Annotated in this window: 18 protein-coding genes; 14 read left to right on the forward strand and 4 right to left on the reverse strand. The window is 45.9% G+C overall.

Translation table 11 applies throughout. The annotated features are described in order from the left end of the window. On the forward strand, positions 1-873 hold the full coding sequence (gene cyoE, locus ATB78_RS09015) for a heme o synthase (RefSeq protein WP_061008441.1): 873 nt from the start codon (positions 1-3) through the stop codon (positions 871-873). Positions 874-1,141: 268 nt separating this feature from the next. Further along, positions 1,142-2,236: an NADH:flavin oxidoreductase gene (locus tag ATB78_RS09020; protein ID WP_061008442.1), complete on the forward strand. Its 1,095-nt coding sequence runs from the start codon at positions 1,142-1,144 to the stop codon at positions 2,234-2,236. Positions 2,237-2,301: 65 nt separating this feature from the next. Here the strand turns inward: ATB78_RS09020 and ATB78_RS09025 are convergent, their stop codons facing one another. Continuing rightward, positions 2,302-3,198 carry a LysR family transcriptional regulator gene (locus tag ATB78_RS09025; protein ID WP_061008443.1) on the reverse strand — a complete coding sequence of 299 codons (897 nt, stop codon included), beginning with the start codon at positions 3,196-3,198 and terminating at the stop codon, positions 2,302-2,304. Positions 3,199-3,353: 155 nt separating this feature from the next. Between ATB78_RS09025 and ATB78_RS09030 the strand changes: the two genes are divergently transcribed. The 9 genes from ATB78_RS09030 to ATB78_RS09070 all read left to right on the forward strand — a co-directional run bounded on the left by ATB78_RS09030 (position 3,354) and on the right by ATB78_RS09070 (position 15,967). Beyond that, entirely contained in the window at positions 3,354-3,752 is a 399-nt protein-coding gene (locus tag ATB78_RS09030) for a RidA family protein (RefSeq protein ID WP_009704646.1), read from the forward strand. Positions 3,753-3,846: 94 nt separating this feature from the next. Continuing rightward, a complete protein-coding gene (locus tag ATB78_RS09035; RefSeq protein WP_061008444.1) occupies positions 3,847-5,307 on the forward strand; it encodes an aldehyde dehydrogenase family protein in 1,461 nt (486 codons plus the stop codon). A gap of 68 nt (positions 5,308-5,375) precedes the next feature. After that, positions 5,376-6,362, forward strand: coding sequence for a membrane dipeptidase (locus ATB78_RS09040; protein ID WP_061008445.1), 987 nt, complete (start codon positions 5,376-5,378; stop codon positions 6,360-6,362). A 114-nt stretch (positions 6,363-6,476) separates the two neighbouring features. Then, complete coding sequence (locus ATB78_RS09045; RefSeq protein WP_061008446.1) at positions 6,477-8,081, forward strand: BCCT family transporter; 1,605 nt, start codon at positions 6,477-6,479, stop codon at positions 8,079-8,081. 111 nt (positions 8,082-8,192) lie between these two features. Then, positions 8,193-9,932 (forward strand): hypothetical protein, encoded by a 1,740-nt coding sequence (locus ATB78_RS09050; RefSeq protein ID WP_061008447.1) that lies wholly within the window; start codon positions 8,193-8,195, stop codon positions 9,930-9,932. Further along, positions 9,929-10,660, forward strand: a complete 732-nt coding sequence (locus ATB78_RS09055; protein ID WP_061008448.1) for a DUF3726 domain-containing protein — start codon at positions 9,929-9,931, stop codon at positions 10,658-10,660. The genes ATB78_RS09050 and ATB78_RS09055 overlap by 4 nt, the downstream gene beginning before the upstream one ends. Before the next feature lie 831 nt (positions 10,661-11,491). Then, positions 11,492-13,834, forward strand: coding sequence for a M4 family metallopeptidase (locus ATB78_RS09060; RefSeq protein ID WP_061008449.1), 2,343 nt, complete (start codon positions 11,492-11,494; stop codon positions 13,832-13,834). 71 nt (positions 13,835-13,905) lie between these two features. Then, a complete protein-coding gene (locus ATB78_RS09065; protein WP_061008450.1) occupies positions 13,906-15,432 on the forward strand; it encodes a M28 family metallopeptidase in 1,527 nt (508 codons plus the stop codon). Between the two features lie 142 nt (positions 15,433-15,574). Next, on the forward strand, positions 15,575-15,967 hold the full coding sequence (locus ATB78_RS09070; RefSeq protein WP_005443841.1) for a nuclear transport factor 2 family protein: 393 nt from the start codon (positions 15,575-15,577) through the stop codon (positions 15,965-15,967). Positions 15,968-16,052: 85 nt separating this feature from the next. Here the strand turns inward: ATB78_RS09070 and ATB78_RS09075 are convergent, their stop codons facing one another. Next, positions 16,053-16,847: a glycine betaine ABC transporter substrate-binding protein gene (locus ATB78_RS09075; protein WP_061008451.1), complete on the reverse strand. Its 795-nt coding sequence runs from the start codon at positions 16,845-16,847 to the stop codon at positions 16,053-16,055. 154 nt (positions 16,848-17,001) lie between these two features. After that, a complete protein-coding gene (locus tag ATB78_RS09080) occupies positions 17,002-17,958 on the reverse strand; it encodes a LysR family transcriptional regulator (RefSeq protein WP_061008452.1) in 957 nt (318 codons plus the stop codon). Positions 17,959-18,095: 137 nt separating this feature from the next. Between ATB78_RS09080 and ATB78_RS09085 the strand changes: the two genes are divergently transcribed. The 3 genes from ATB78_RS09085 (at position 18,096) to ATB78_RS09095 (ending at position 21,183) form a co-directional block, all read left to right on the forward strand. Continuing rightward, on the forward strand, positions 18,096-19,109 hold the full coding sequence (locus ATB78_RS09085) for a DUF1254 domain-containing protein (protein ID WP_061008453.1): 1,014 nt from the start codon (positions 18,096-18,098) through the stop codon (positions 19,107-19,109). Between the two features lie 33 nt (positions 19,110-19,142). Beyond that, complete coding sequence (locus ATB78_RS09090; protein WP_061008454.1) at positions 19,143-20,195, forward strand: DUF1254 domain-containing protein; 1,053 nt, start codon at positions 19,143-19,145, stop codon at positions 20,193-20,195. 118 nt (positions 20,196-20,313) lie between these two features. Then, positions 20,314-21,183, forward strand: a complete 870-nt coding sequence (locus ATB78_RS09095; protein ID WP_240537378.1) for a LysR family transcriptional regulator — start codon at positions 20,314-20,316, stop codon at positions 21,181-21,183. A 28-nt stretch (positions 21,184-21,211) separates the two neighbouring features. Here the strand turns inward: ATB78_RS09095 and ATB78_RS09100 are convergent, their stop codons facing one another. Further along, the gene (locus ATB78_RS09100; RefSeq protein WP_061008456.1) at positions 21,212-22,207 is read right to left on the reverse strand and encodes an ABC transporter substrate-binding protein; all 996 of its coding nucleotides are present in this window, start codon (positions 22,205-22,207) and stop codon (positions 21,212-21,214) included. Positions 22,208-22,246: the final 39 nt, after the last annotated feature.

Here is a 22,246-nt window from a genome sequence, read left to right on the forward strand (position 1 = left end):
ATGCTGAAAAGTTATTTGTCTATTACTAAACCGGGCATCATTTTCGGCAACCTGATTTCTGTTGCGGCGGGGTTCTTCCTCGCCGCAAAATCAGAACCCGCTAACTTTCTGTTGTTGCTGACAACGTTAGTTGGTGTGGGGCTTGTGATTGCATCAGGATGCGTGGTGAACAACATCTTCGACCGCGATATCGACCAAAAAATGAAGCGCACGCAAAACCGTGAATTGGTGATGGGAAACATCAACATCGACGCGGCGTTTGTTTACGCTTTGGTATTGCTGCTTAACGGCACTGCGTTATTGTTCCAGCTGGTGAATCCGCTTTCGGCTGTGGTTGTACTCTTGGGTTACGTGTTTTACGTCTTCTTCTACACCATGTGGTACAAGCGAAATTCGGTCTACGGCACCTTAGTCGGCAGCATTTCTGGTGCGGTTCCTCCGTTGGTGGGCTACCTTGCGGTGACGAACTACATCAGCTTAGAAGCGATTTTACTCTTCATTATGTTTTGTCTTTGGCAGATGCCTCACTCTTACGCGATTGCTATGTTCCGTATGCAAGATTATCGCGATGCAGGAATTCCTGTTCTTCCCGTTAAAGAGGGGATTGCTAAAGCGCATCAGCATATGAAAGCGTACGTGGTTGCTTTTGGTGTGGTTGCTATCGGGCTGTTTATGTTGGGTGAAGCTGGGTACGAGTATTTAGCAGTCTCGGCAGCAGTGTGCTTTATGTGGACGCGGGTGACATTCCAAAAAGTGAATTACAACAACTATATCCAATGGTCCAAAGCGGTGTTTAAGCTGTCGTTATTGGTCGTAATGAGCATCAGCGGCGTGCTTGGTTTAGAGTTGATTCCACTGCCGTTTATTCATTAAAGGAAAGTAAATCTGAGTTAATGATTGATGACATCAGTAGTAGTGATGAGAACAAAACCAATGAATGCGGAATCGGTGATCTATCTCACCAAATCTTAATCCAGATTAAAGTTTTGCCGCAGTTTCGGCGGTAAGGTTCGCGTCGCTCATCGCACTGAACAGAAATTCAGAGAAGGAACAGCCATGCTTTGTGTATCGCTGTTCCTTTTTCGTTCCTGTTCGGTAGTGATGTATAGAACTAAAAAGACAGATTATAAGAGGACTGGACTTGAGCATTTTGTTTTCAGAAGCCCGCATTGGCAACATGACACTAAAGAACCGCTTTGTACGTAGTGCAACGTGGGAAAATATGGCGACAGAAGACGGTCACATGACCGAGAAGTTGTACGACATTTATGAAGAACTTGCCAAAGGTGAAGTGGGCCTGATCGTTACTGGCTACGCAAACATCGTAGAAGAAGAGAAGCCGAACGCAGGCATGATGGGGATCTACAACGACTCTTTCATCGATGAATACAAAAAGCTGACTGATCTTGTCCACGAACATGACGCTAAGATTGTTATGCAGATCGCTTACGGCGGCACAAAAACGACCTTCAACGTTGGCGAGCGTGTGATTTTTGCCCCAAGTGAAGTGCCAGAACGCGGCACCAAAACGGAAGGCAAAGCGATGACTCAAGATGAGATTGACTACATCGTTAAAGCATTTGCGCTAGCGAGCAAGCGTGCACAAGATTCTGGCTTTGATGGTGTAGAAATCCACGCGGCGCACACGTACCTAATCAACCAGTTCTTAAGCCCATACTACAACCGTCGCGAAGACCAATACGGTGGCAGCCTTGAGAACCGCATGCGTTTCCTTATGGAGATCTATGCCGAAACACGCAAGCTAGTTGGTGATGATTTCCCAATTCTAGTGAAGCTGACAGCAACGGAGTTCTTCGATGGCGGTTTGACGTTCGATGAAACGCGCATTGTTTGTAAGAAGCTAGAAGAAGTGGGCGTGGATGCGATCATTGTATCGGGTAACATTCACGGCAACACAAGCACCATGGTAGGTAAATCGTTCGACGGTTACATGCTACAAGAAGAAGGCTACTTCCATGAATACGGTCAAGTGATCAGCCAAGATGTGAATGTACCTGTGATTACCGTAGGTGGCTTAAACGACTTCTGTGCGATCGAAGACTTGGCTGAAAACACCAAGATTCAGTTCTTCGCGCTTTCTCGTCCGTTATTGGCTGAGCCACAATTGATCAAGCGCTGGAAAGACGGTAACCGCGCTGAAGTGGACTGCGAACGTTGCTCTAAGTGTCGCACCAAGCGTGGCAACTTCTGTGTGGTTTACAAGCGCAGAAAGTAACGTGTTCTGATGCATGAAATTTCAAAAAGCCCCTGATGCTTAACGTGTCAGGGGCTTTTTTATGCCTATGCAGTTTCGACTTCTTCTTGGTAGTTCAAGTAGTGAATGCACAAATCATGAAATGCTTTTGCCTGAGGGGAGATGGTTCTATCCGTCAGAGTAAAGATACCTACTTGTCTTTCCAATGGCGGATCGATAAGCGGGATCCAAACCAGTCGAGTTTCGTTGGTTGGGAACGCTAATTTTGGCAAGGTGGTGACACCAATACCAAGCTCAAGAACGGAGAACAAAGACGTGATGTTTTCCACGGAATACAAAGCTTGTTCACTTAGCGCGCGCGCAGGCGTGGGATCGAGTAGGGTGCAAGTTCCGTTTCGAATAAAAGGTTGTTCCAACAGCGTTTGCCACTCGATTCCTTCTGGATGCTGAGCAATAGGGTTATCCTTCAAACACACCACACCAATGGGGTCAGAGATTAACGGGGTAAACTCGATACCGCCTTCGTCTAAATGTGATGGGTTACCTAACGCCAAATCTACTTCGCCTGATAACAAGCGTGCTTCAACCCCAGCGGCGTTATCATCAATCAAGCTGACTTCTACGTTTGGGTGCTGTTCGCAGAATGCGCCGAGCACACTAGGAATCAACTTGGCTGCAACAGAAGGAACACTGGCGATGCGTACTCGACCTTGTTGCCCTGCGGCGGCGGCTTTTAGATCGTTATCAAGGGCGTTATAGATGTTGAGAAACTGAATGACCTTAGGCAGGCAGATCTCACCGAATGGAGTGAGTTTGGATTTATTGCCCGGCTCAAATAGGGTTTGACCGAGTATTTTTTCCAGTTCTTTGATTGACGTTGACAGCGCAGCCTGGGAACGATTCGCTCGATGTGACGCCGCTCTAAAACCACCTTCCTCGACCACCATCACAAAATGCTTTAATTGTTGAAGCTTGATACTCATGGCGAAACCTCTGCAATCCCTTTATTTACCTTAGTTTTAATAAGGTGATAGATTTTTCTTATCAAATGTAAAAAATTTACCGTTCGATTTATCGCCTGTCAATGTGCAGTATTTAACCATCTTGAAACAAGGTTGTTACAAAGGTTGAAAGGCACGTGAATACTTCTACGAAAAAATACCCAGTCAAAACCGCATTGTTTGCCTCTAAAGCGCCGCTGGAATGGGCAATTGTTAACAATGGCACTTTATACACCGCGCAAATCCCGATTGATGATACCGGAGCTGTCGTGGAAGGCGGTATCGAAGCCCAAACTCGTCAAACCTTTAATAATCTCGTTCACACGTTGGAGTGTGCAGGGGAGTCTTTAGATTCCGTTCTGCAGGTGCTGATTTATGTGACGGATCGTGAGTACTTAAAAACGGTTAACCAAGTCTACGCTGAGTATTTTGAAGCGCCTTACCCTAATCGCGCCGCTATGGTCGTGGCGGGACTAGCTCGTGAAGAGATGCTGGTGGAGTTTGTGGTTTACGCATCAGCGAGTCAGCCAGAGTAAAGAATAATAATCAAAGCCTCATCACCGGGCTTTGTCAGTGAGATCAGTGGGCTGGTGGCGATCACCAGACGTCAGGAAGAATAAGGACAGAGCAATGACTATTATCAATAATGTTCAAGCAGAGAAATCTCTCTACATTGCAGGCGAATGGCAATCTGGCATTAATACGATTGCGAACATTAACCCTTCAGACATCAGTGAGAACTTAGGCGATTTTGCTCAGGCGAGTGAAGGCCAAGTAGAGCAAGCCATTCAAGCAGCCAAAGTCACACAGCCAGAATGGGAAAAAACGCCAATTGAGCGTAAACAAGCGGTATTACAGGCGATTGGCGATGAGCTGATTGCTCGTTGTGATGAGCTTGGTACGTTGCTTTCACGTGAAGAGGGAAAACCTTTTGCTGAAGGTCGCGGTGAAATATACCGTGCAGGTCAATTCTTCCAATATTTCGCAGCGGAAGTGCTGCGTCAAATTGGCGATAACGCAGCTTCTGTCCGTCCAGGCGTTTCCGTTGAGGTCACTCGTGAAGCCGTCGGCGTTATCGCCATTATCTCTCCTTGGAACTTCCCAACCGCTACGGCTGCATGGAAAATCGCGCCAGCGCTTGCGTTCGGCAACAGCGTAGTATGGAAGCCCGCTAACCTAACACCTGCTAGTGCGGTTGCACTGACTGAGATTATTCATCGTCAAGGATTACCAGCAGGCACGTTCAACCTTGTGTTGGGCAGTGGTTCGCAAGTGGGTAACACGCTTATCAACTCGAAAGACGTAAATGGTGTGAGCTTTACTGGCTCTGTTGATACCGGACGCAAAGTAGCGGCAGCAACGGCACCGAATTTTGTGCGCTGCCAGTTAGAGATGGGCAGTAAGAACGCACTTGTGGTTGCCGATGATGCAGACATTCAAATCGCAGTTGAAGCAACCATTGCAGGCTCTTTCTCTGGTGCAGGTCAGAAGTGTACCGCGTCTTCTCGCCTTGTCGTCATGGATGGTATTCACGATGCCTACGTTGAAGCACTGATCAAACGAATGAGTGAGCTTAAAATCGGTCACGCTTTAGAAGACGGCGTTTTCATGGGACCCGTTGTGGATGGAAACCAATTGAATGCCAACTTCGAATGGATCGAGAAAGCACGTCAAAGTGGTGCGGAGTTAGCGTTCGGTGGCGAGCGTTTGAACTTAGAACATGACGGTTTCTACATGTCACCAACCCTTTTCCTCAATACGCAAAACAGTTGGGAAGTGAACCAAGAAGAAGTGTTTGCGCCAATGGCAAGCGTGATTCGAGTTTCTGACTTGGATGAAGCCATTGCAGTAGCAAACGATACTCGCTTTGGCTTGACGGGCGGCATCATCACGCAAAGCCTTCGTAATAGCGCCATCTTCAAACAACAAGTTCAAACTGGCTGTGTCATGGTCAACCTACCAACCGCAGGAACGGATTATCACGTGCCGTTTGGTGGTCGTAAAGAGTCGAGCTTTGGTCCACGCGAGCAAGGTCAATACGCAAAAGAATTCTACACCGTGGTGAAAACCGCTTATCAACGTCCTTACTAAGTGGATATAGGGCAGTCGAGGATTCCGCTGCCCAACCTTAAAGTCTTATTAACGTTTAAGGAGTGGTTATGTACCAACAACGGATTGTGATTGATGGATTGCAGTACTGCAATTGGGATCGAGAATACTTCCAAACGCTGAAGGCGAGCGGTATTACGGCTGTGCATGCAACGATCGTTTATCACGAAAATGCACGCGAGACCTTAACTCGCTTTGCCGAATGGAACCTGAGGTTCGAACAAAATGCAGACCTGATTATGCCTATTTACTCGATGGCTGACGTCGAGAAAGCAAAGGCAGAAGGTAAGGTTGGCGTCTTTTTTGGTGCGCAGAATTGCTCCCCAATTGACGATGAAATCGGCTTAATAGAAGTCATGCGTCGTCAAGGTTTGCTGATTATGCAGCTGACCTATAACAACCAAAGCTTGCTGGCGACAGGGTGCTATGAGCAGAACGACTCTGGTGTCACGCGTTTTGGTAAACAAGCCATCGAAGAGATGAACCGTGTCGGGATGATCATCGATATGTCCCACAGCGCTGAGCGCTCAACGTTGGAAGCGATTGACCTTTCTTCACGTCCCATTTGTATTAGTCACGCGAACCCAACGTTTGCTCATGATGCTCTGCGCAACAAATCGAACAACGTCATTAAAGCGCTCACCGAACGTGGCGGCTTGATTGGCTTTAGTCTTTACCCATTCCATCTTCCAAACGGAAGCCAATGCACGCTAGAGGATTTCTGCCAAATGGTCGCGAAAACGGCTGACCTGTTCGGTGTGGATCATTTAGGCATCGGCAGTGACCTTTGTTTAAACCAACCACAGCAAGTGCTTGAGTGGATGCGCAACGGTCGTTGGTCGAAAGCAATGGATTATGGCGAAGGCTCAGCAAACAACTCTGGTTGGCCTGATGCGTTGCCTTGGTTTAGTGGCAGTAAAGGGATGGAGAACATTTACAACGGCTTAATGTGTCATGGGTTCAGTGAATCCGAGGCAGGAAAAATCCTGGGTGAGAACTGGTTTAACTTCCTTAAAGAAGGGCTGGAGGCGAGCTAGGTCGTAACCCAAATAAACATGGAATAGCTCGCTCAAAAAATAATAACAAGGCGAGTGTTAAAGTCACTTTTTGTAGCCGTTATGGCAGCTGCAATAAACCTCTGGAGTCAGAGTATGTCTGATCTAACCAATAGCATGAAAGCTTCAACGATGAGCGTGTCATCAAAGAAGCACCAAGCAAAACACAACGACACTTCAGCAACGGAAAATTCACCGGATAAGTTAGGGTTAAGTAACCCGGCACTTTGGTATAGCGGTGGCTTTATTGCCTTGTTCGTCGCTATCGCGCTTTATGATGGAGAGTTGCTATCAACGTTAGTTAATACGGGATTTGCGTGGTCAGTAAAAGTCTTCGGTCCGTACTGGCAGATACTGCTTCTTCTCACTTTTCTTATTGGTCTTGGCTTGGCTGCAGGGCGAACAGGCAAGGTGATTTTAGGCGGAACAACGAAGCCTGAAATGGATGGTTTTCGTTGGATGGCAATCATCTTCTGTACGCTTTTAGCTGGCGGCGGCGTATTTTGGGCGGCGGCAGAGCCTATCGCGCACTACGTGAGTCCTCCACCTTTGTATGGTCCGCAAGACAATCCTCAGCAAGGTGCCATTAATGCGTTGTCACAGTCGTTTATGCACTGGGGTTTTCTCGCGTGGGCTATTGTTGGCAGCTTAACGTCTATCGTGGTTATGCATTTACACTACGATAAAGGACTGCCGTTAAAACCTCGCATCTTGCTTTATCCAGTGCTGGGTGAGCGAGCGCTAAAAGGTCAAACGGGTGCGATGATTGACGCATGTTGCATCATCGCCGTAGCGGCTGGAACCATTGGTCCGATTGGGTTCCTAGGTTTACAGGTTAGCTACGCGTTAAATGCACTGTTTGATATCCCTGATGGCTTTACCACACAGTTGATCATCATCTTATTTGCGATTGTGTTGTACACCGTATCAGCTTTAAGTGGCTTAAACCGCGGCATGCAAATGCTGAGCCGCTACAACGTGATTCTCGCGTTAGTGTTGATGGTTTATATCCTTCTATTTGGTCCAACAGATTTTATCTTCAATGGTTATATTCAAGGCGTAGGTACCATGCTGGATAACTTTATCCCAATGGCAACTTACCGTGGTGATGAAGGTTGGCTGAGCTGGTGGACAGTATTCTTCTGGGGCTGGTTCTTGGGCTACGGACCGATGATGGCAATCTTCATTGCACGTATCTCTCGTGGTCGCAGTATTCGTCAAATCATCTCGACGATCAGCATTGTTGCTCCGCTTACCACGTGTTTTTGGTTCACCATTGTTGGTGGCTCTGGCCTAGCGTTTGAAATTGCCAATCCGGGCAGTGTGAGCGCGGCATTTGAGGGCTTCAACTTACCGGGCGCGTTACTCGCAGTGACTCAACAACTGCCGATGCCAATGTTGGTTTCCATCTTGTTCTTGATTTTGACCACCATCTTCATCGTTACCACCGGTGACTCAATGACGTACACCATCAGTGTGGTGATCAGTGGTGAGACAGAACCAAACGCGATTATTCGTACCTTCTGGGGCGTGGCTATGGGTATCACGGCGTTGATTCTCATCTCACTTGGCTCTGGCGGTATATCAGCCCTGCAATCCTTCATCGTTATTACGGCCGTTCCAGTGTCATTAATACTGTTACCGTCACTTTGGAATGCGCCGCAGATCGCTATGAAGATGGCGAAAGAGCAAGGGCTATAACAACAGTTATAACAAAAAGATCAAACCCAATAACGTGGCGCTTGTGTGGGTGAATCCTCCCCACACCCGCACAAGCCCTTATTCTTACAATAAAAATAAGTGGTGAGCAAAATGGATGCACATCGTTCTACTTACACTGAAACAACACTTCGCAACGCTGCAATTGTGATGGCACCAGACAGGCTAGGGGCTATGCACCAAAATCGAATCAGCTTTGTGCGAAGCTTGATCCGAAAAATGGCGAGTCAGGAATGGCAAGTGAGCAAACATGAGTGGCAATTGTGTCCACGCGGTTTTGGTTATGTGATTTACAAATTAGCGACGCCGGAACACGTTTATCACTTGGTTGTGTTTTGCGATGAAATTGCTGATGAAGAGCGTAACGACCGAGTCATTGCTGAGAAATGGGACGTGACTTTTGCGTTGGTCAAAGGCGAGGTTAATGTTGAACTGTTAGAGCAACTTCGAGCCAATGTGCCTTTGCAAGAAGCGGGACGTAATCCAAACAACGTGCTTGTTCTTGCTCGTGCGAATAAGAGCGTTCGTGTGTTTGAGCACATTGTAAATGCGCTTTCTAAAGGTGAGCAGCCAGAGCCTTCTGAGCTTGCTGAAGTGGGTTACATCCTAAGAACCACCGCCGTTTATGGTAACGGTAAATTTGGCATTGCCGATTTTAAACTGCTAGAGAACAACCCTGATTTCAACCAGTCATTTAGTGCACAGATGTGTGCCGTTTATATGCTGCGTGAATTCAGCTTAGATTGGGTTCATTACCTTGCTGCGCAAAAGGGGGGAGATAACGCCATTGCACTTCACAAAGGTTTGCAGCGCTATCTTGGTGTGGGGAATGCAACTGGGTTAGGTATGGCACCATATTTAATCAACCATCCATGTATCGTCGACCAATGGATGACATCACGTGAACGTGCGATTGCCAACGTGCTTGCTATGCCATGTGAACCTAGCGAGCTAGAGCAACCATTAAAAGCCCTGCTTAAAAAAGCACAGCGACACTTAGAGCAAGTAATAACAATCAATGAACATCAAGATCAACTTAACCATCAAGCTATTGCTGATCTCCAAGCGCTACAAATTAACTTAAATGCTTTGATGGCAGAGCACTCGAATTGGGCAAGCTTGATCAAACAAACCACAACAATGAGTTTGGAAGCCCAAGAAATCCTAACTTCATGTTTGATCGAGCTTTACCCATCTTTGGTTGATGAATTTGAAAACCAAATGAACACCGATGAATCACTCTCTATTCCTAACGGAAAAAGCGTTCAAGATGTGTTGCAAATACTAGAGAGTAAATACCGTTGGTCAATCGATGCCGACTACACGTTACCGGAGAACAACTATTGGTTCTGGTATCGCTCGCAAGACAAAGAAGAACCAAGGCTAGGCATTCGCGGGGAAGAAATCGGTGAAGAACGTGAGTTGCCACTCGATATAGGGCGACAAGTGAACCGCCTTTACCAAGCGCTACAAACGTGCCAACTAGAAACATCGTTGGCGGAGTTCTTACTGCAGCATCCACAGTATCGTGCAATCACTCGTCGTGTATGGACGCTAGGCAACCGAGAAATGGGTGATATCCAGATGAACGTGCTACGTGAAGACGCACTGCCAATGCATCTACTGCGTTGTAAGTTGGCTATCTTTGGGGCAACCAAGTTTGATCCACGTTCAGACCGATGGGTGCGCGTGACCTTCTTCCAAGGCGCACCTTTGCTTGATGAGATTCAGGACCCGCGTTTCAGCGATACGTGGATTTTTCCAACCATGCCAGAGCGTGAAGAAATCGCGCAAAGCGACAATCAAAAAATCAGTGGAGGTTTTGCATTATGATCGTCTCGCATAACGAGCTGGTAGCAGCAGTAAACAAAGCTTTTCTTGGTATGCGCCGTCATTGCGGTGAAGCTGATGTGATTGCCAATATGGTTGCGGATCTGCAAATGGTGGGTTTGCACGGGGTGCGTCACTTCAACAACGCCAGCCTGTTTCTCAACTTAGATTCAGATTGTGCGGTTAGCATTACGAGTAACACCGACTCTCATATCGAAGTCGAGCTACACAATGGCAGTATTGCCTGTCATTTACCTGCGGTGTTGGATTTTGCGCTTGAAAAAATGGTCAGCAGCAAGAGCGTTACCATCACACTGAAACAATGCCACAATCGTTGGCTAGCATTTAGTGAGCTAGTTAGGCTCTCTGCCAAAGGCATTGCATGCCGTGCTCAGTGGGTTAATGGCACTAGCCCAAAGCGAACCTTGTATGTGTTAAACCGTGGGCGGATTGCACCAGAGGTATTCTTTTCTGATCAGATTGAAGACAACAGTACCGATTATCACAGTATGTCGATAGAGCTCGCCGTAACCGATTTTGATATCGAAGCGAGTTCACAAGGTTACGCAATTCATATTGATGGTGAAGAGCTGAGCCGTGCGCAGAAAACATCATGGGAAGAGGGCATCTTTGTCGAGGACGCAGAATGGAACGCGCTTAAACAAACTGCCACGGTTTTCCTTGTTGAGAACAGTGAACGTTCGGTGCAAGGTGCTGGCGAATTAGCCTGATACTGATACATTAACGAATAAAAGTGTGAGGCTGCCCAAGGGTAGCCTTTTTTATTTGCCTAACCTTGCTCTCTGGTTTATGTGTCTCTCACCTCATTTATAATATTAAATATAACGTTTTTGACTCACTATTATTACATTCGATTTGTTTGTTTTTGTTCTAACCAATAAATATGAGCGTTGTTTTTATTGGTCTCGCCAAATTTATTCTGCTACCTATTGTTTAAAACGTTGTTTATTATCATCTCATTTGTAATTTATCTATTCATAATTAATGCCTTTATATTCTATGTGTCATTGTTTTTGGAATATATCCTTTATTTTAATGTGGGATTTGGTGTGTGGTATAAACTATAGTATTACTTGGTCCTTTGAGTTAAATAGGCTCCAGTGCTGTTAAAGCTCTTGCTTTATAGGCGTTTATTCAATTGGGATGGCATTCATTCTAAGTTAAAGTGCAATATTTGAATTTTGATTGTTATATTTGAAATCATAAAGTTAATTATGCTAAATTCCTTGTCCGACTTAGGGTTAATCCTCATTATTTTCATCTACTCATTTAGTCTTAGTGGCATGGTGTATTTATAATTAGATAAAACAAACAATATTTTTAAACAAAAATATCTAGTGATAAAAATAGCATTTCTCGATTTTATAAATGAGATCTTCTTTCCTAAAAAGGTCATTGAAATAAATTTGTAATTTTCATTTTTACCAGTTTCATAAGTTTATTTAATTGATGTATCACAACTATTTTATTGATCTTAATTATCGACTCCGGTGTGTTTTTTTCTGATAGATTCGACGCGAACACATCAAGGAGATAGATAAATGAAAATCAAGAAACGTCTGATAGCTATCGCTGTTGCAGGTGTTATGACGATGTCAGTTCATGCCGGTGAATCAGTGACATTGAATAAGCCAGTCAACTTTACCAACTTCTCTGGGCTTAATTCACAATTGGGTGTTAATAATGCATCGAGCTTTAAACAGGTTAAGAGCATTCACCTTAAAAAGCGCGGTGTTTATAAGGTAAAGATTCAGCAAAATGTCTGGGGTATTCCTGTTTGGGGACATTCACTGAACGCGACCCAAAGCTTTAAAGGCGGCGCTTTAAAGGCCGTGCAAGGGAATTACTTGCGCGTAAACGACTTAGATCGAAGCTTTGTAAAACCTAAGCTGAACCGAGCAGAAGCGTTAAAGGTTGCGTCAAAGAACCTTGAGAATAAAGGCATCGCAGGTAAGTTTCTAAGAAATGTCGAGGATGAGTTATTCATTTATCAAGATGGCAAACAAACACGATTGGTTTACGTGGTTTCTTATCTACTAGCAAACAGCCTTCAACCTTCTCGCCCATTTACCATGTTAGATGCGCACAGTGGCGAAGTTATCGACCGTTGGGAAGGGATTGCTCATGCGCAAATCGGTACTGGTCCTGGTGGTAATGAAAAAACAGGCATGTATGAATACGGCACTGACTACCATTACCTCGACGTACAAGAAGATGGCAACAATTGTGTGATGGAGTCGGAGAACGTCATCACGGTTAACCTAAATGGTGCCACTGACGGTTCTACACCTTACAGCTACGAGTGTCCTCGCAATGAATTTCAAGAAATTAATGGTGCTTACTCTCCACTGAACGATGCTCATTACTTTGGCAATATCGTATTCGACATGTACAAAAACTGGTTCGATACTGCGCCACTCACTTTCAAGTTAATGATGCGTGTTCACTACGGCACAGGTTATGAAAACGCCTTCTGGGACGGCCAAGCGATGACGTTTGGTGACGGTGAGAGTTATTTCTACCCATTGGTCAGTCTGGATGTTTCAGCCCACGAAGTGAGCCACGGCTTTACCGAGCAAAACTCGGGGCTAGTGTACGCAAACCAATCTGGTGGTATGAACGAAGCTTTCTCGGATATTGCAGGTGAAGCCGCAGAGTTCTACATGAAAGGTGAGAATGACTGGATGGTTGGCAAAGACATCTTCAAAGAGGAAGGGGCATTGCGTTATATGGATGATCCTTCACGAGATGGTTCTTCTATCAACCATGCACAAGACTACTATGATGGCTTGAATGTGCATTACAGCTCGGGTGTTTTCAATAAAGCCTTCTATCACTTAGCAACGACATCCGGTTGGGATACCAAAAAGGCGTTTGAACTGTTTGTGCTCGCGAACCAAATTTACTGGTCACAAGACAGTGATTTTTGGCAAGGCGCATGTGGTGTGAAGAACGCAGCCAACGACCTAGGATATGACGCCTCTGCGGTTGTGGATGCATTTGCAGTTGTCGGTGTCGAGCCATGTGCAGAGCCACCGCTGCCGCCAGAGCCAGAATATCAGCGTCTTGAAAACGGCCAATCAGTCACAGTAAATGGAGCTACAGGGTCGAAAACCTATTTTGATATCGAAGTCCCAGAAGGCCAACCGCAGCTTACAATAAACCTAACCGTGCCAAATGGTGATCCAGATATTTACGTAGGCTTCGATTACGCACCTTCTTCAACTGAAAATATTTGTTCAAGCTTGTCCGTTAGCGATGAAGTGTGTGTGATTGAGAACCCAGAGCAGGGTCGCTACACGGTGAACGTATTTGGTTACGCTGAGTATGACAACGCGGAACTGACGGCAACGTACGACGATAGCAGTGCAAACCTTCCTCCAGTCGCCGCGTTTGATCAGTCTGTCTCTGGTAAGACTGTGACACTTCGCAGCACCAGTAGCGATAGCGACGGCAGCATTGTTTCTTACCAATGGAACCTAGGTGACGGCAGTTCGCAAACTGGCGAAATGGTGACGCACACTTATGCCGCAGCAGGTGATTATGCGGTGACGTTAACCGTAACGGACGATGCAGGCAGTGCCACGTCAACCACACAAACTGTGACGATTGAAGAAGGCCAAACAGATGCGTTCCCGCTGAAACTCAACTTCGGTAACAAGTTCCCGAATGGTAAGGCTCGCGTGAAGTTGTCTTGGAAGTACGACACCAACGATTACTTCATTGTTAAACGTAACGGTAAGAACGTTGGTGCAACAGACTTTAAGTCTTACGTCGACCAGTTTGAGCACAACGGCACTATCGACGTGGAATACCAAGTGTGTACTTCGGGCAACGTATGTTCTGAAACCAAGCGTTACCGATTCATCAAACCAAACAAATAACAACACAATAGCAAAGGGCTCCAGACGGAGCCCTTTTTTCGTCAGTAAGGTTAGTAAAGGAAAATACCAACATGAAAAAGAGTCTTTTAGCATTGGCATTGTTGAGCAGTACGTTGAACAGCAGTGTTGTAGCCAATGAATTGACCGAGCAAGAACAAGTTTGGATCACCACCGATGCGGATGCGTTGGATCTGATTACCAAACACGGAGCCACGGTTTATTCTGATTTCTTTGGTGCTCGTCCCGCCGTGGTCGCGAAAATATCGCCAGATCAGTTAGCGACGCTATCCAGCCACATGCATCATGAAAAACATCGCTGTGGTGGGTATATGGTGCACCCGGACAAAGCCAGTGCATTGAAAGCCGCAACCATGCCAACCACATTGAAGACGTTTAACAAACCGATGATCAGCCATCATGACACGGTTGAAGCGCTCATCAATCAAGTAGAGCCGACGAACTTGGTGAAGACCATAGAAGGCATGACGTCATTTACCAATCGTTTTTATACCACCGCTACGGGTGTTGAAGCCTCTGATTGGTTACTGGCGCGTTGGAACCAAGAAATAGAAGGAGTGTCTTATGCTTCTGCGGAACAAATTTCCCATCGCGGCTACCCACAAAAGTCGGTAGAAGTGACGTTGCTGGGTGCGAGATATCCCGAAGAAATTGTTGTCGTGGGTGGACACCTAGACTCTACTGCTGGCGCATGGACAGAAGAGGGAACCATATCTCCGGGTGCCGATGACGATGCTTCTGGTATTGCAACGGTGACTGAGTCACTTCGCTTAATGATTGCCAGCGGTATCCAGCCAGACAGAACCATCAAATTCTATGGCTATGCCGCAGAAGAAGTTGGGCTGAGAGGCTCGCAAGACATCGTTGAAATGCTGAAGGACGAAAAAGCCAACGTGCTATCCGTGTTGCAATTAGACATGACCAATTACAGCGGGTCTGCGCATGATATTACGTTTATTACCGACTATACCGATAGCAACCTGACGGCATTTTTGTCTGAGTTGATTGATGTGTACACGCCTGAAATCACCTACCAGTTTGATCGCTGTGGCTATGCATGTTCTGACCATGCCTCTTGGCACAATGCTGGCTATCCGGCGGCCATGCCATTCGAAAGTTTGTTTGAAGACTACAACCCGAATATTCATACCCAATTTGATACGTTGGAAAATTCAGACCCGACCGCCTCGCATGCCAGTAACTTTGCAAAGCTTGCTATCGCCTATTTGATTGAATCAAGCATGGACAGCACGACTGGCGTGACACCCTTACAAGATGGTGAGCCCGTTGAAAATTTACGAGCAGGCTATGGAGAGGAGCAGTTCTTTAGTTTTGAAACTCAAGAGGAGGGTAAGGTGACCATTTCCTTGTCTGGGCCAAGAAGTGGCGATGCGGATCTCTTTGTGAAATACAACGATCAAGTGTCAATCAGTAACTTTGATTGTCGTCCATTCCAAAATGGGAGCAATGAACAATGTGTTCTAAATAAACCCGCAGGAACGTTCAGCATTATGGTGCGAGGTTATCGCAATTTCGACCAAACTAGCCTTGTTGCGAGATTTGAAAAAACAACCAACTGATCGTAAAGATTACTTCTCATCAAACTCTAAATGCCGCATGACACAGTGCGGCATTTTTGTTTATTCGTTACGAGGGAAATGCTCCGCGCTTTGATTCTCGACTACGCTTTGTAGATGATCGCGAGTTGAATAGGAGAAACCCATGAGCACCTTGCAAATCGACATTGAAGAGAACAAACGTAATGCCATTGCTTTCTATGAGATGGCATATCGAGGAAACCCAAGAAAAGCGGTCGAGCTTTACGTAGGGGACGAGTATATTCAGCACAACCCGTTGGTGGGTAATGGTCCTGATCCTTTTATCGCTTACTTCGAGAGAATGCAGGAAGAGTACCCAGAGAAAGACATTACGTTTGTTCGCGCAGTCGCAGAGGGCAATTTAGTGGCGCTACATACGCACCAAACATGGCCTGATGACGTGGAATACGTGACGATGGATTTCTTCCGCTTTGATCTAAACGGTAAGATTGTCGAGCATTGGGATGCATTGCAAGAAATCCCGAAAGAGTCAGCAAACGGGAACACCATGTACTAACCTAACGTGCTTTGCCATGCAATTTAGCAATGTAGTAATGTGATAATGTAAGCAAGGCAAAGCACTATAAATCGCGTAGAGCTTGTTAGCGTTGGTTGTCTAACCACTCACGTGTCACCGCGTCTAACTCTCGTCCTTCACCACTGATTTTGTAATCCAATTCCGCAATGATGTCGTTTGAGAAACGTAGCGCGTCCAGTCTATTCAACTCTTCTTGAGTAAATTTATCTGATTTGTCTTGGCGCAATAGCAAAACGGCTTTATCGACAATACCCAGCAAACCTCTTGGTTCTGCGATTTCTCGAATTGCGTACTTATAGTGAAGAAACTGAGGCTTCCAAAGTGGCACGACAACCCATTGTTTGTTCTCTACCGCCTTCTCAAATGCAGTAAAGCAATCTTCTTCCGTCCCCGTATGGAAACGGTAACCTGCTTCGGTCAGAGCGTATTCGTCCATCATCTTAATCGAAAAGCGCGTAATGCCCGCTCCAGGGTTGATGCCTTGAATATCCGATTTCATCTTCTCTACGACTTCTGGTTTCGTCAGGTCGCTCACTTCTGATACCAGATCTTCAGGCACGTAATCTGGCACACCCCAAAGTGCGTATGGTTCGTAGTGTAAGCCCAGTTCTAGCAAGGGTTGTACTTCTTCTACCGATGCTTTGTAAATGCCGTGACTTGATGGTAACCAAGCCGAAGAAAGCATATCGATTTCACCGGATTTGAGTTTTGAAAAGTTCTCTTCATGGGGTGAATAAACGCGCTCAACCTCAAAGCCCATATCATTGAGCACGTGGCTAACAAGAGAAGCGGTAACGCGGTGGAAAGAGAGGTTAGTGACACCAAGTTTTATCGTTTTTGACGCGTGAGTACCAGTCATACTGAAATCCTTATTCTGGAGCAGTGCGAAGGGGAGTCATGCACTGCTTTGTGACGGAAATAGTAGGCTTGTGGTGAAGAGGGATAAACAGCGCTGTCTTTGAGTCACTGTCAAAAATGATTTGATAATGGCGCACAGGGAAAGCGCTGATTGCTCAGGAATTGACTTGGTGTTTATTCGATTGTGCCGCGTTTAGAGCATTCACTAACGAAGCTTGAATCAGTTTCCCCAACTGACTGGCAGCAAATTGATTTGAGTAAAAAAGACCAATCTTCATGGATGGAAGATAGCTGTTCATATCGAATTTGGTGTTGATCGTCGTGTGTTCTGTCGATGCTTTTTGGGCAAACAAATGATTAACGGGCATTAACGCATCGGAATGCTTGAGCGTTGTCAGGCAGAGGTTGGCGTTGTCGCTGCGCAGAATAATGTTCGAGCTAAGTTTGAACTTACGAAGCGTGTGCTCAATTTTACTGTTCTTGGCCGTAAAGTTAGGAATGATGGATACCACGAGTGGATACTGGGAGATTTCTTCCAGAGTGACAGACTTATCGCAAAGAGGGTGAGACTTTCGGGCGATTAAACGAAAGTCGGCAGGTAAAACAGATTGGTGAACTAAGTCCTTAGAAACATCTATCGGATAATAATTGATGCCAACCTGAATTTTGGTATTGAGTAATTGTTGTTCCGTGGATTCCGACCAATTGACCAATCGAACCGTGGCGTTGGGAAAGTCCTGTTTTAGTTGCAAATACACGTCATCGGCAAGGGCATAGTACATTGCTGAGCTTATCGCGATGCTGATTTCACCCGAATACGCCTGCGTTGATACTTGGTTGGAATCAGCATAAATGCTCTCTAGCTCAAGCAGCAACGGGGTGACTCGTGAGACCAATTCATCGCATTTATCTGTTGGTATAAAACCCTCTCTCGTGCGAACAAACAGTGGATCATTAAGCTGCTCACGAAGCTTCTTCAATCCTTTACTCACGGCCGACTGGGTGACGAACAAACGCTCTGCAGTTCTTGCTGTACTTTGCTCTTCGTGGAGCGTAACCAACAACAGCAATAAGTTTAAGTCTTTATGAATAAACAGTTTTTCGTTGAGCATGTCGATTCTCTTTTGGAATTGGCGGGGTGAAAATAAGTCCCTTATGGAATGTTATTGCTTAGGTTAAGGTTGGTCAACAGATAAACATTGGAACCTTAATACTCCTACCTAAAGCACTTAACATGAGTACGCTCTCCATGAAAAAGAAACTATTAACGCTTTCACTCTCCACGCTTGCCTTAACGGGTGCAAGCCATGTATTGGCTGAAACACTCATCCCTGTTACTGAGAAAAACTATGAGTTTGCGGAATCTGATCTCGCGTTCAAAAATATCACTAAACTGGTTGGTTCTAACAAGTGGTTTCACTTCCCAGGTCTGACACCTTTGGATAACCAAACGGTTGTTCGTATGAATCGCGACACCATTTACTCGGGTTATGTGGCTGATTTGTCGAAAGGCGGGAGTATTACCATTCCAGACACAGGCGAGCGTTACATCTCGGTGATGGTGGTGCAAAACGATCACTACATCGACCAAGTTTTCTCGACGCCGGGAACGCATGACATTGAGAGCCAAACTGACTTTGCGATGATTGTTGCTCGTGTGCAGATAGACCCAAATGACCCTGCTGATTTGCTTCGAGTAAAAGCCATACAGAATAAACTCAAAGTGACCACAGGCTCGCACCAAGAGCACATCATGCCGAACTACGATATGACCCAACTTGTCTCTGTCCGTGATGCGTTGACAAAAGAAGGCGCTAAACTGGGCAATCAAAAGAACATGCAAGGCGCTCATGGTGAGGTGGATCCTCGCATGCATATGTACGGCACCGCCATTGGTTGGGGAATGTTGCCTGATGCCGAAGCGCAATACTTTTCTTACTACAGCTCTGGCGAGGTTGCGAATCCAGACAACTGCTCTCAAGCCACTTACCAAGCACCAAAAGTAAAAGGGAATGGCTTCTACTCTCTGACCTTATACAACCACCAAGGTTATATCGCCTTCGATAAAGCGGTACTGAATAAAAACAACATCGAGTACAACCAAGATGGCTCATTCACGGTGAGCTACGGTCACTGTCCTAAAGGCGCTAAGAATGCCATGCCAGTGGCGAAAGGGTGGGATGTCATGATGCGAATCTACAAACCGGATCTTACTCAAACGGAATCCTACCAGTTGCCAGAACCGAAAGTGGTTTCTCAATAACTCATCAAACCCTCAGATTTAGGAGCCACCATTATGAATAAAACGATACTAGCGTTATCGACCCTTACTTTGATGTTTACGACAGGGTTACAAGCGAAAGAAGCAACTTTGGACAATGTCGTCACTGATTTTGCCGATCAACCAACGAAAGAAACAGATTGGTATATGACGCGTTTGCAAAAAGAAGTGCCAGTTAATACCTATAAGCACAATCGCATCCCATCGAGCAAAGATCACCAGTTCGTAATTCGTGAAAACGAAGACACGATGTACAGCCATGCAATACTGGACGTCACCAAATCGGCAACCATTACCATGCCTGAGTATGATGAATATGCGATTGTTCAGGTGATCGACGAGAACCACTTTACGATTGCAGAAGTCTACCCGGGTCAGACACTGCGTTTGACACCAGATATGCTGAGCTCTGGTACTCATGTATTCCTAAATACGCGAGTAGCGGCTGCGGATAACCACGATCCTAAGGCTTTGAAGAAAGCACATGATTACCAAAATGCCATTAAGTTGTCTTCTGAAACTCGCCACCCTTACGTCTCAAAAGGGTTTGATGAAAAAGAAGTATTGGCTGCGCGAGCGACGGTGCAAAAGCTACGACCGTTTATCCCTAAACCATTCGATATTTTTGGCAACAAAGGTCAAGTTGACCCGATCTCGTTTGTGATTGCCTCTTCGGCAGGATGGGCGGGTTTACCCTCTGATGCTGCGGTGTACTTGCCACAAATTCCGGGCAACAAAGGGGAAACGCAATGCAGTTCTTTGACCATTAACCCGCCACCGCTTCAGTACGATCGTCACGCATTCTTCAGCATGACGGTATACGACAAAGATGGCTGGATTGCAGATGATGATTTTGCGATTTCGAACAAGCGTATGACGCCAAATGAGGACGGTACTTACACATTCCGCTTTAACTGTGAAGGACAAGCAAACAACTTAACCGTCAGAGAAGGTTGGAGCGGGTTATTAAGAATGTACTTGCCGACGTCTAAGCAAGCGATTCAAAACTATGTGGTGAACGACTACTTGAAGAATTCTCGCTTGGTGAAAGGGACAGGTAAGCAGTAGTTCTGTTTCTTGCTGCCAATAGCCGGTAACCAATTAGCAATAACCAACGAATAATGAGTCACTGTTTTTGGCAGTGGCTCGCTTTCGTTTTAATTCAATACACGCGAAGCAAATGCTCATGTCAAAGCCCATTGATTTGAACCTAATCAACACCTTTCTCGTCGTAACGGAGAGTCAATCTTACACTAAAGCGGCTGAGCAACTTGGTGTCACACAACCTGCCGTCAGTGCATCGATTCGGCGATTGGAACAGGCCTCCAATAAAAAGCTATTTGTAAAAAGCGGGAGAAGTATTGAGTTGACGCATACGGCACGAGAGCTACTACCACAACTGAGAAAAGCGCTGAGTATCATTGATAATGCGATGAAGAAACCGCAATTATTCAAAGCTTATTGCTGTGACTTGCCTTTATTGGGGCTAAGCCCTATCGACAATGTGATCTTTCATGAATCCACACAAGATACTGGTGAGCTGTGTGATTTCCTATACCACCGAAAAGCCGACATCATTATCGGCAGCATTGGCAATAAACCCACTTCAATCATTGTGGAAGACCTTCATCAAGAACCGTTTGTAATTATTGGTCGAGCGAATCATCCAAGGCTTGGTAAAAGGCTTGATATCGATGCGTTTCACAACGAAAAGCATTGTGTTCTCTCATCCACTTGGAGTGTGGAAACTGAGCATGAAGCGGCGTTAAACGTGACGATTAAAGCGAATCAAATCGAAGTGGTGACATCATCTTATCTTGGCGTGCTGACTAACGTAGCTCAGCGAGACTGTTTGGGTGTTGTGCCTTTGTCAGTGGCGAAAAGGTGGGGAGATGCTCTCAACATTCGTTACTTTCAAAGTCCGTTTCCAAGTGGCCAATTTACGTTTCAGATCGCTTATCACAAACGACACGCGGACTGTGCAGAGCATCGGGCAATGCGGCGAGTACTAAAAGAAAAGCTAAATCTCCCCCTGTCATCACAGCATTATTCTTGAGCCGTTGACAGGGGGAGTGAGTAAAGCGTTAAATGGCTTTTTCTACCTTCGCAGCCACGTCTGCCGATACCCATGTTTTCCATAGTTCAGGGTAGGTTTCGAAGAAGTAGTACATCGCTTCTTCTGCGTCTGCTTGGTTATCTTCCATCCATGCAAGTAACTGGCTCATCTGCTGATTGGTGAACCCGCGTTTTTGCAAGTAGGCGAAAGCTTGTGGCTCTTTATTGGCAAAGGCTTCGGTTGTAACGGTATGAACCGGTGAAGGTGGGTACATGGTCACTTTTGGAGATTCACATTCAGGTTGCGTTGTACAGTTGCGGTATTCTTCCACATCTGTGCCGCTGCCGAAGTCGACTTTCACCATGTCATACTTGCCTAATACTGGCGTCGGTGACCAGTAATACCCGAACCAAGGTTTCTCACGTTCATAAGCTTTCGCGATAGTGCCAGCCAGCGCGGCGCCCGAACCCGGGTCAATCATATCGAAGCCGTATTTCTCGAGTTCCATAGCATCAAATAAGTGACCAGAAGTGATTTGGCACGTCCAACCAGCAGGGCAACTGTAGAAGGCGAATTTCTCATCATCTTCTGGGTGTTCAAACAACTTGGCGTGTTTAATCACACCTTCAATGGTTGCTAATTCTGGATACTGCTTCACCAGATAAGAAGGAACCCAAAAACCTTCCTCGCCACCATTGACCAAAGATTCTCCAGCGATACGCAAGCGCTTATCCGCAATGCCTTTGTCTAACGCTTCCTTAATTCCGTTGGTCCATAGCTCAGGAGCAACATCCGGTTGGCCTTTCTCAATCATTGAGGTGCCGGTCGGTACGCTATCACCCGGGATGAGTTCTGCATCGCATCGGTAACCTTCATTAAGAATGAACTGGTCGATGTGCGCCATCAAACTCGCCGAGTTCCAGTTCATATCCGCTATGGTGATTTCACCACATTCACTAGCATAAGATTGAGCAGAAAAAGCGGACAGCAGCAAAACGGAAAGAACGGACGGTGTTGTCTTCATGTGACTGAATTCCCTTATCATTGTCATTTGATTCAGTAT

It is taken from the genome of Vibrio sp. CUB2 (assembly GCF_001557945.1).
GTDB classification, from domain to species: Bacteria; Pseudomonadota; Gammaproteobacteria; order Enterobacterales; family Vibrionaceae; genus Vibrio; species Vibrio owensii.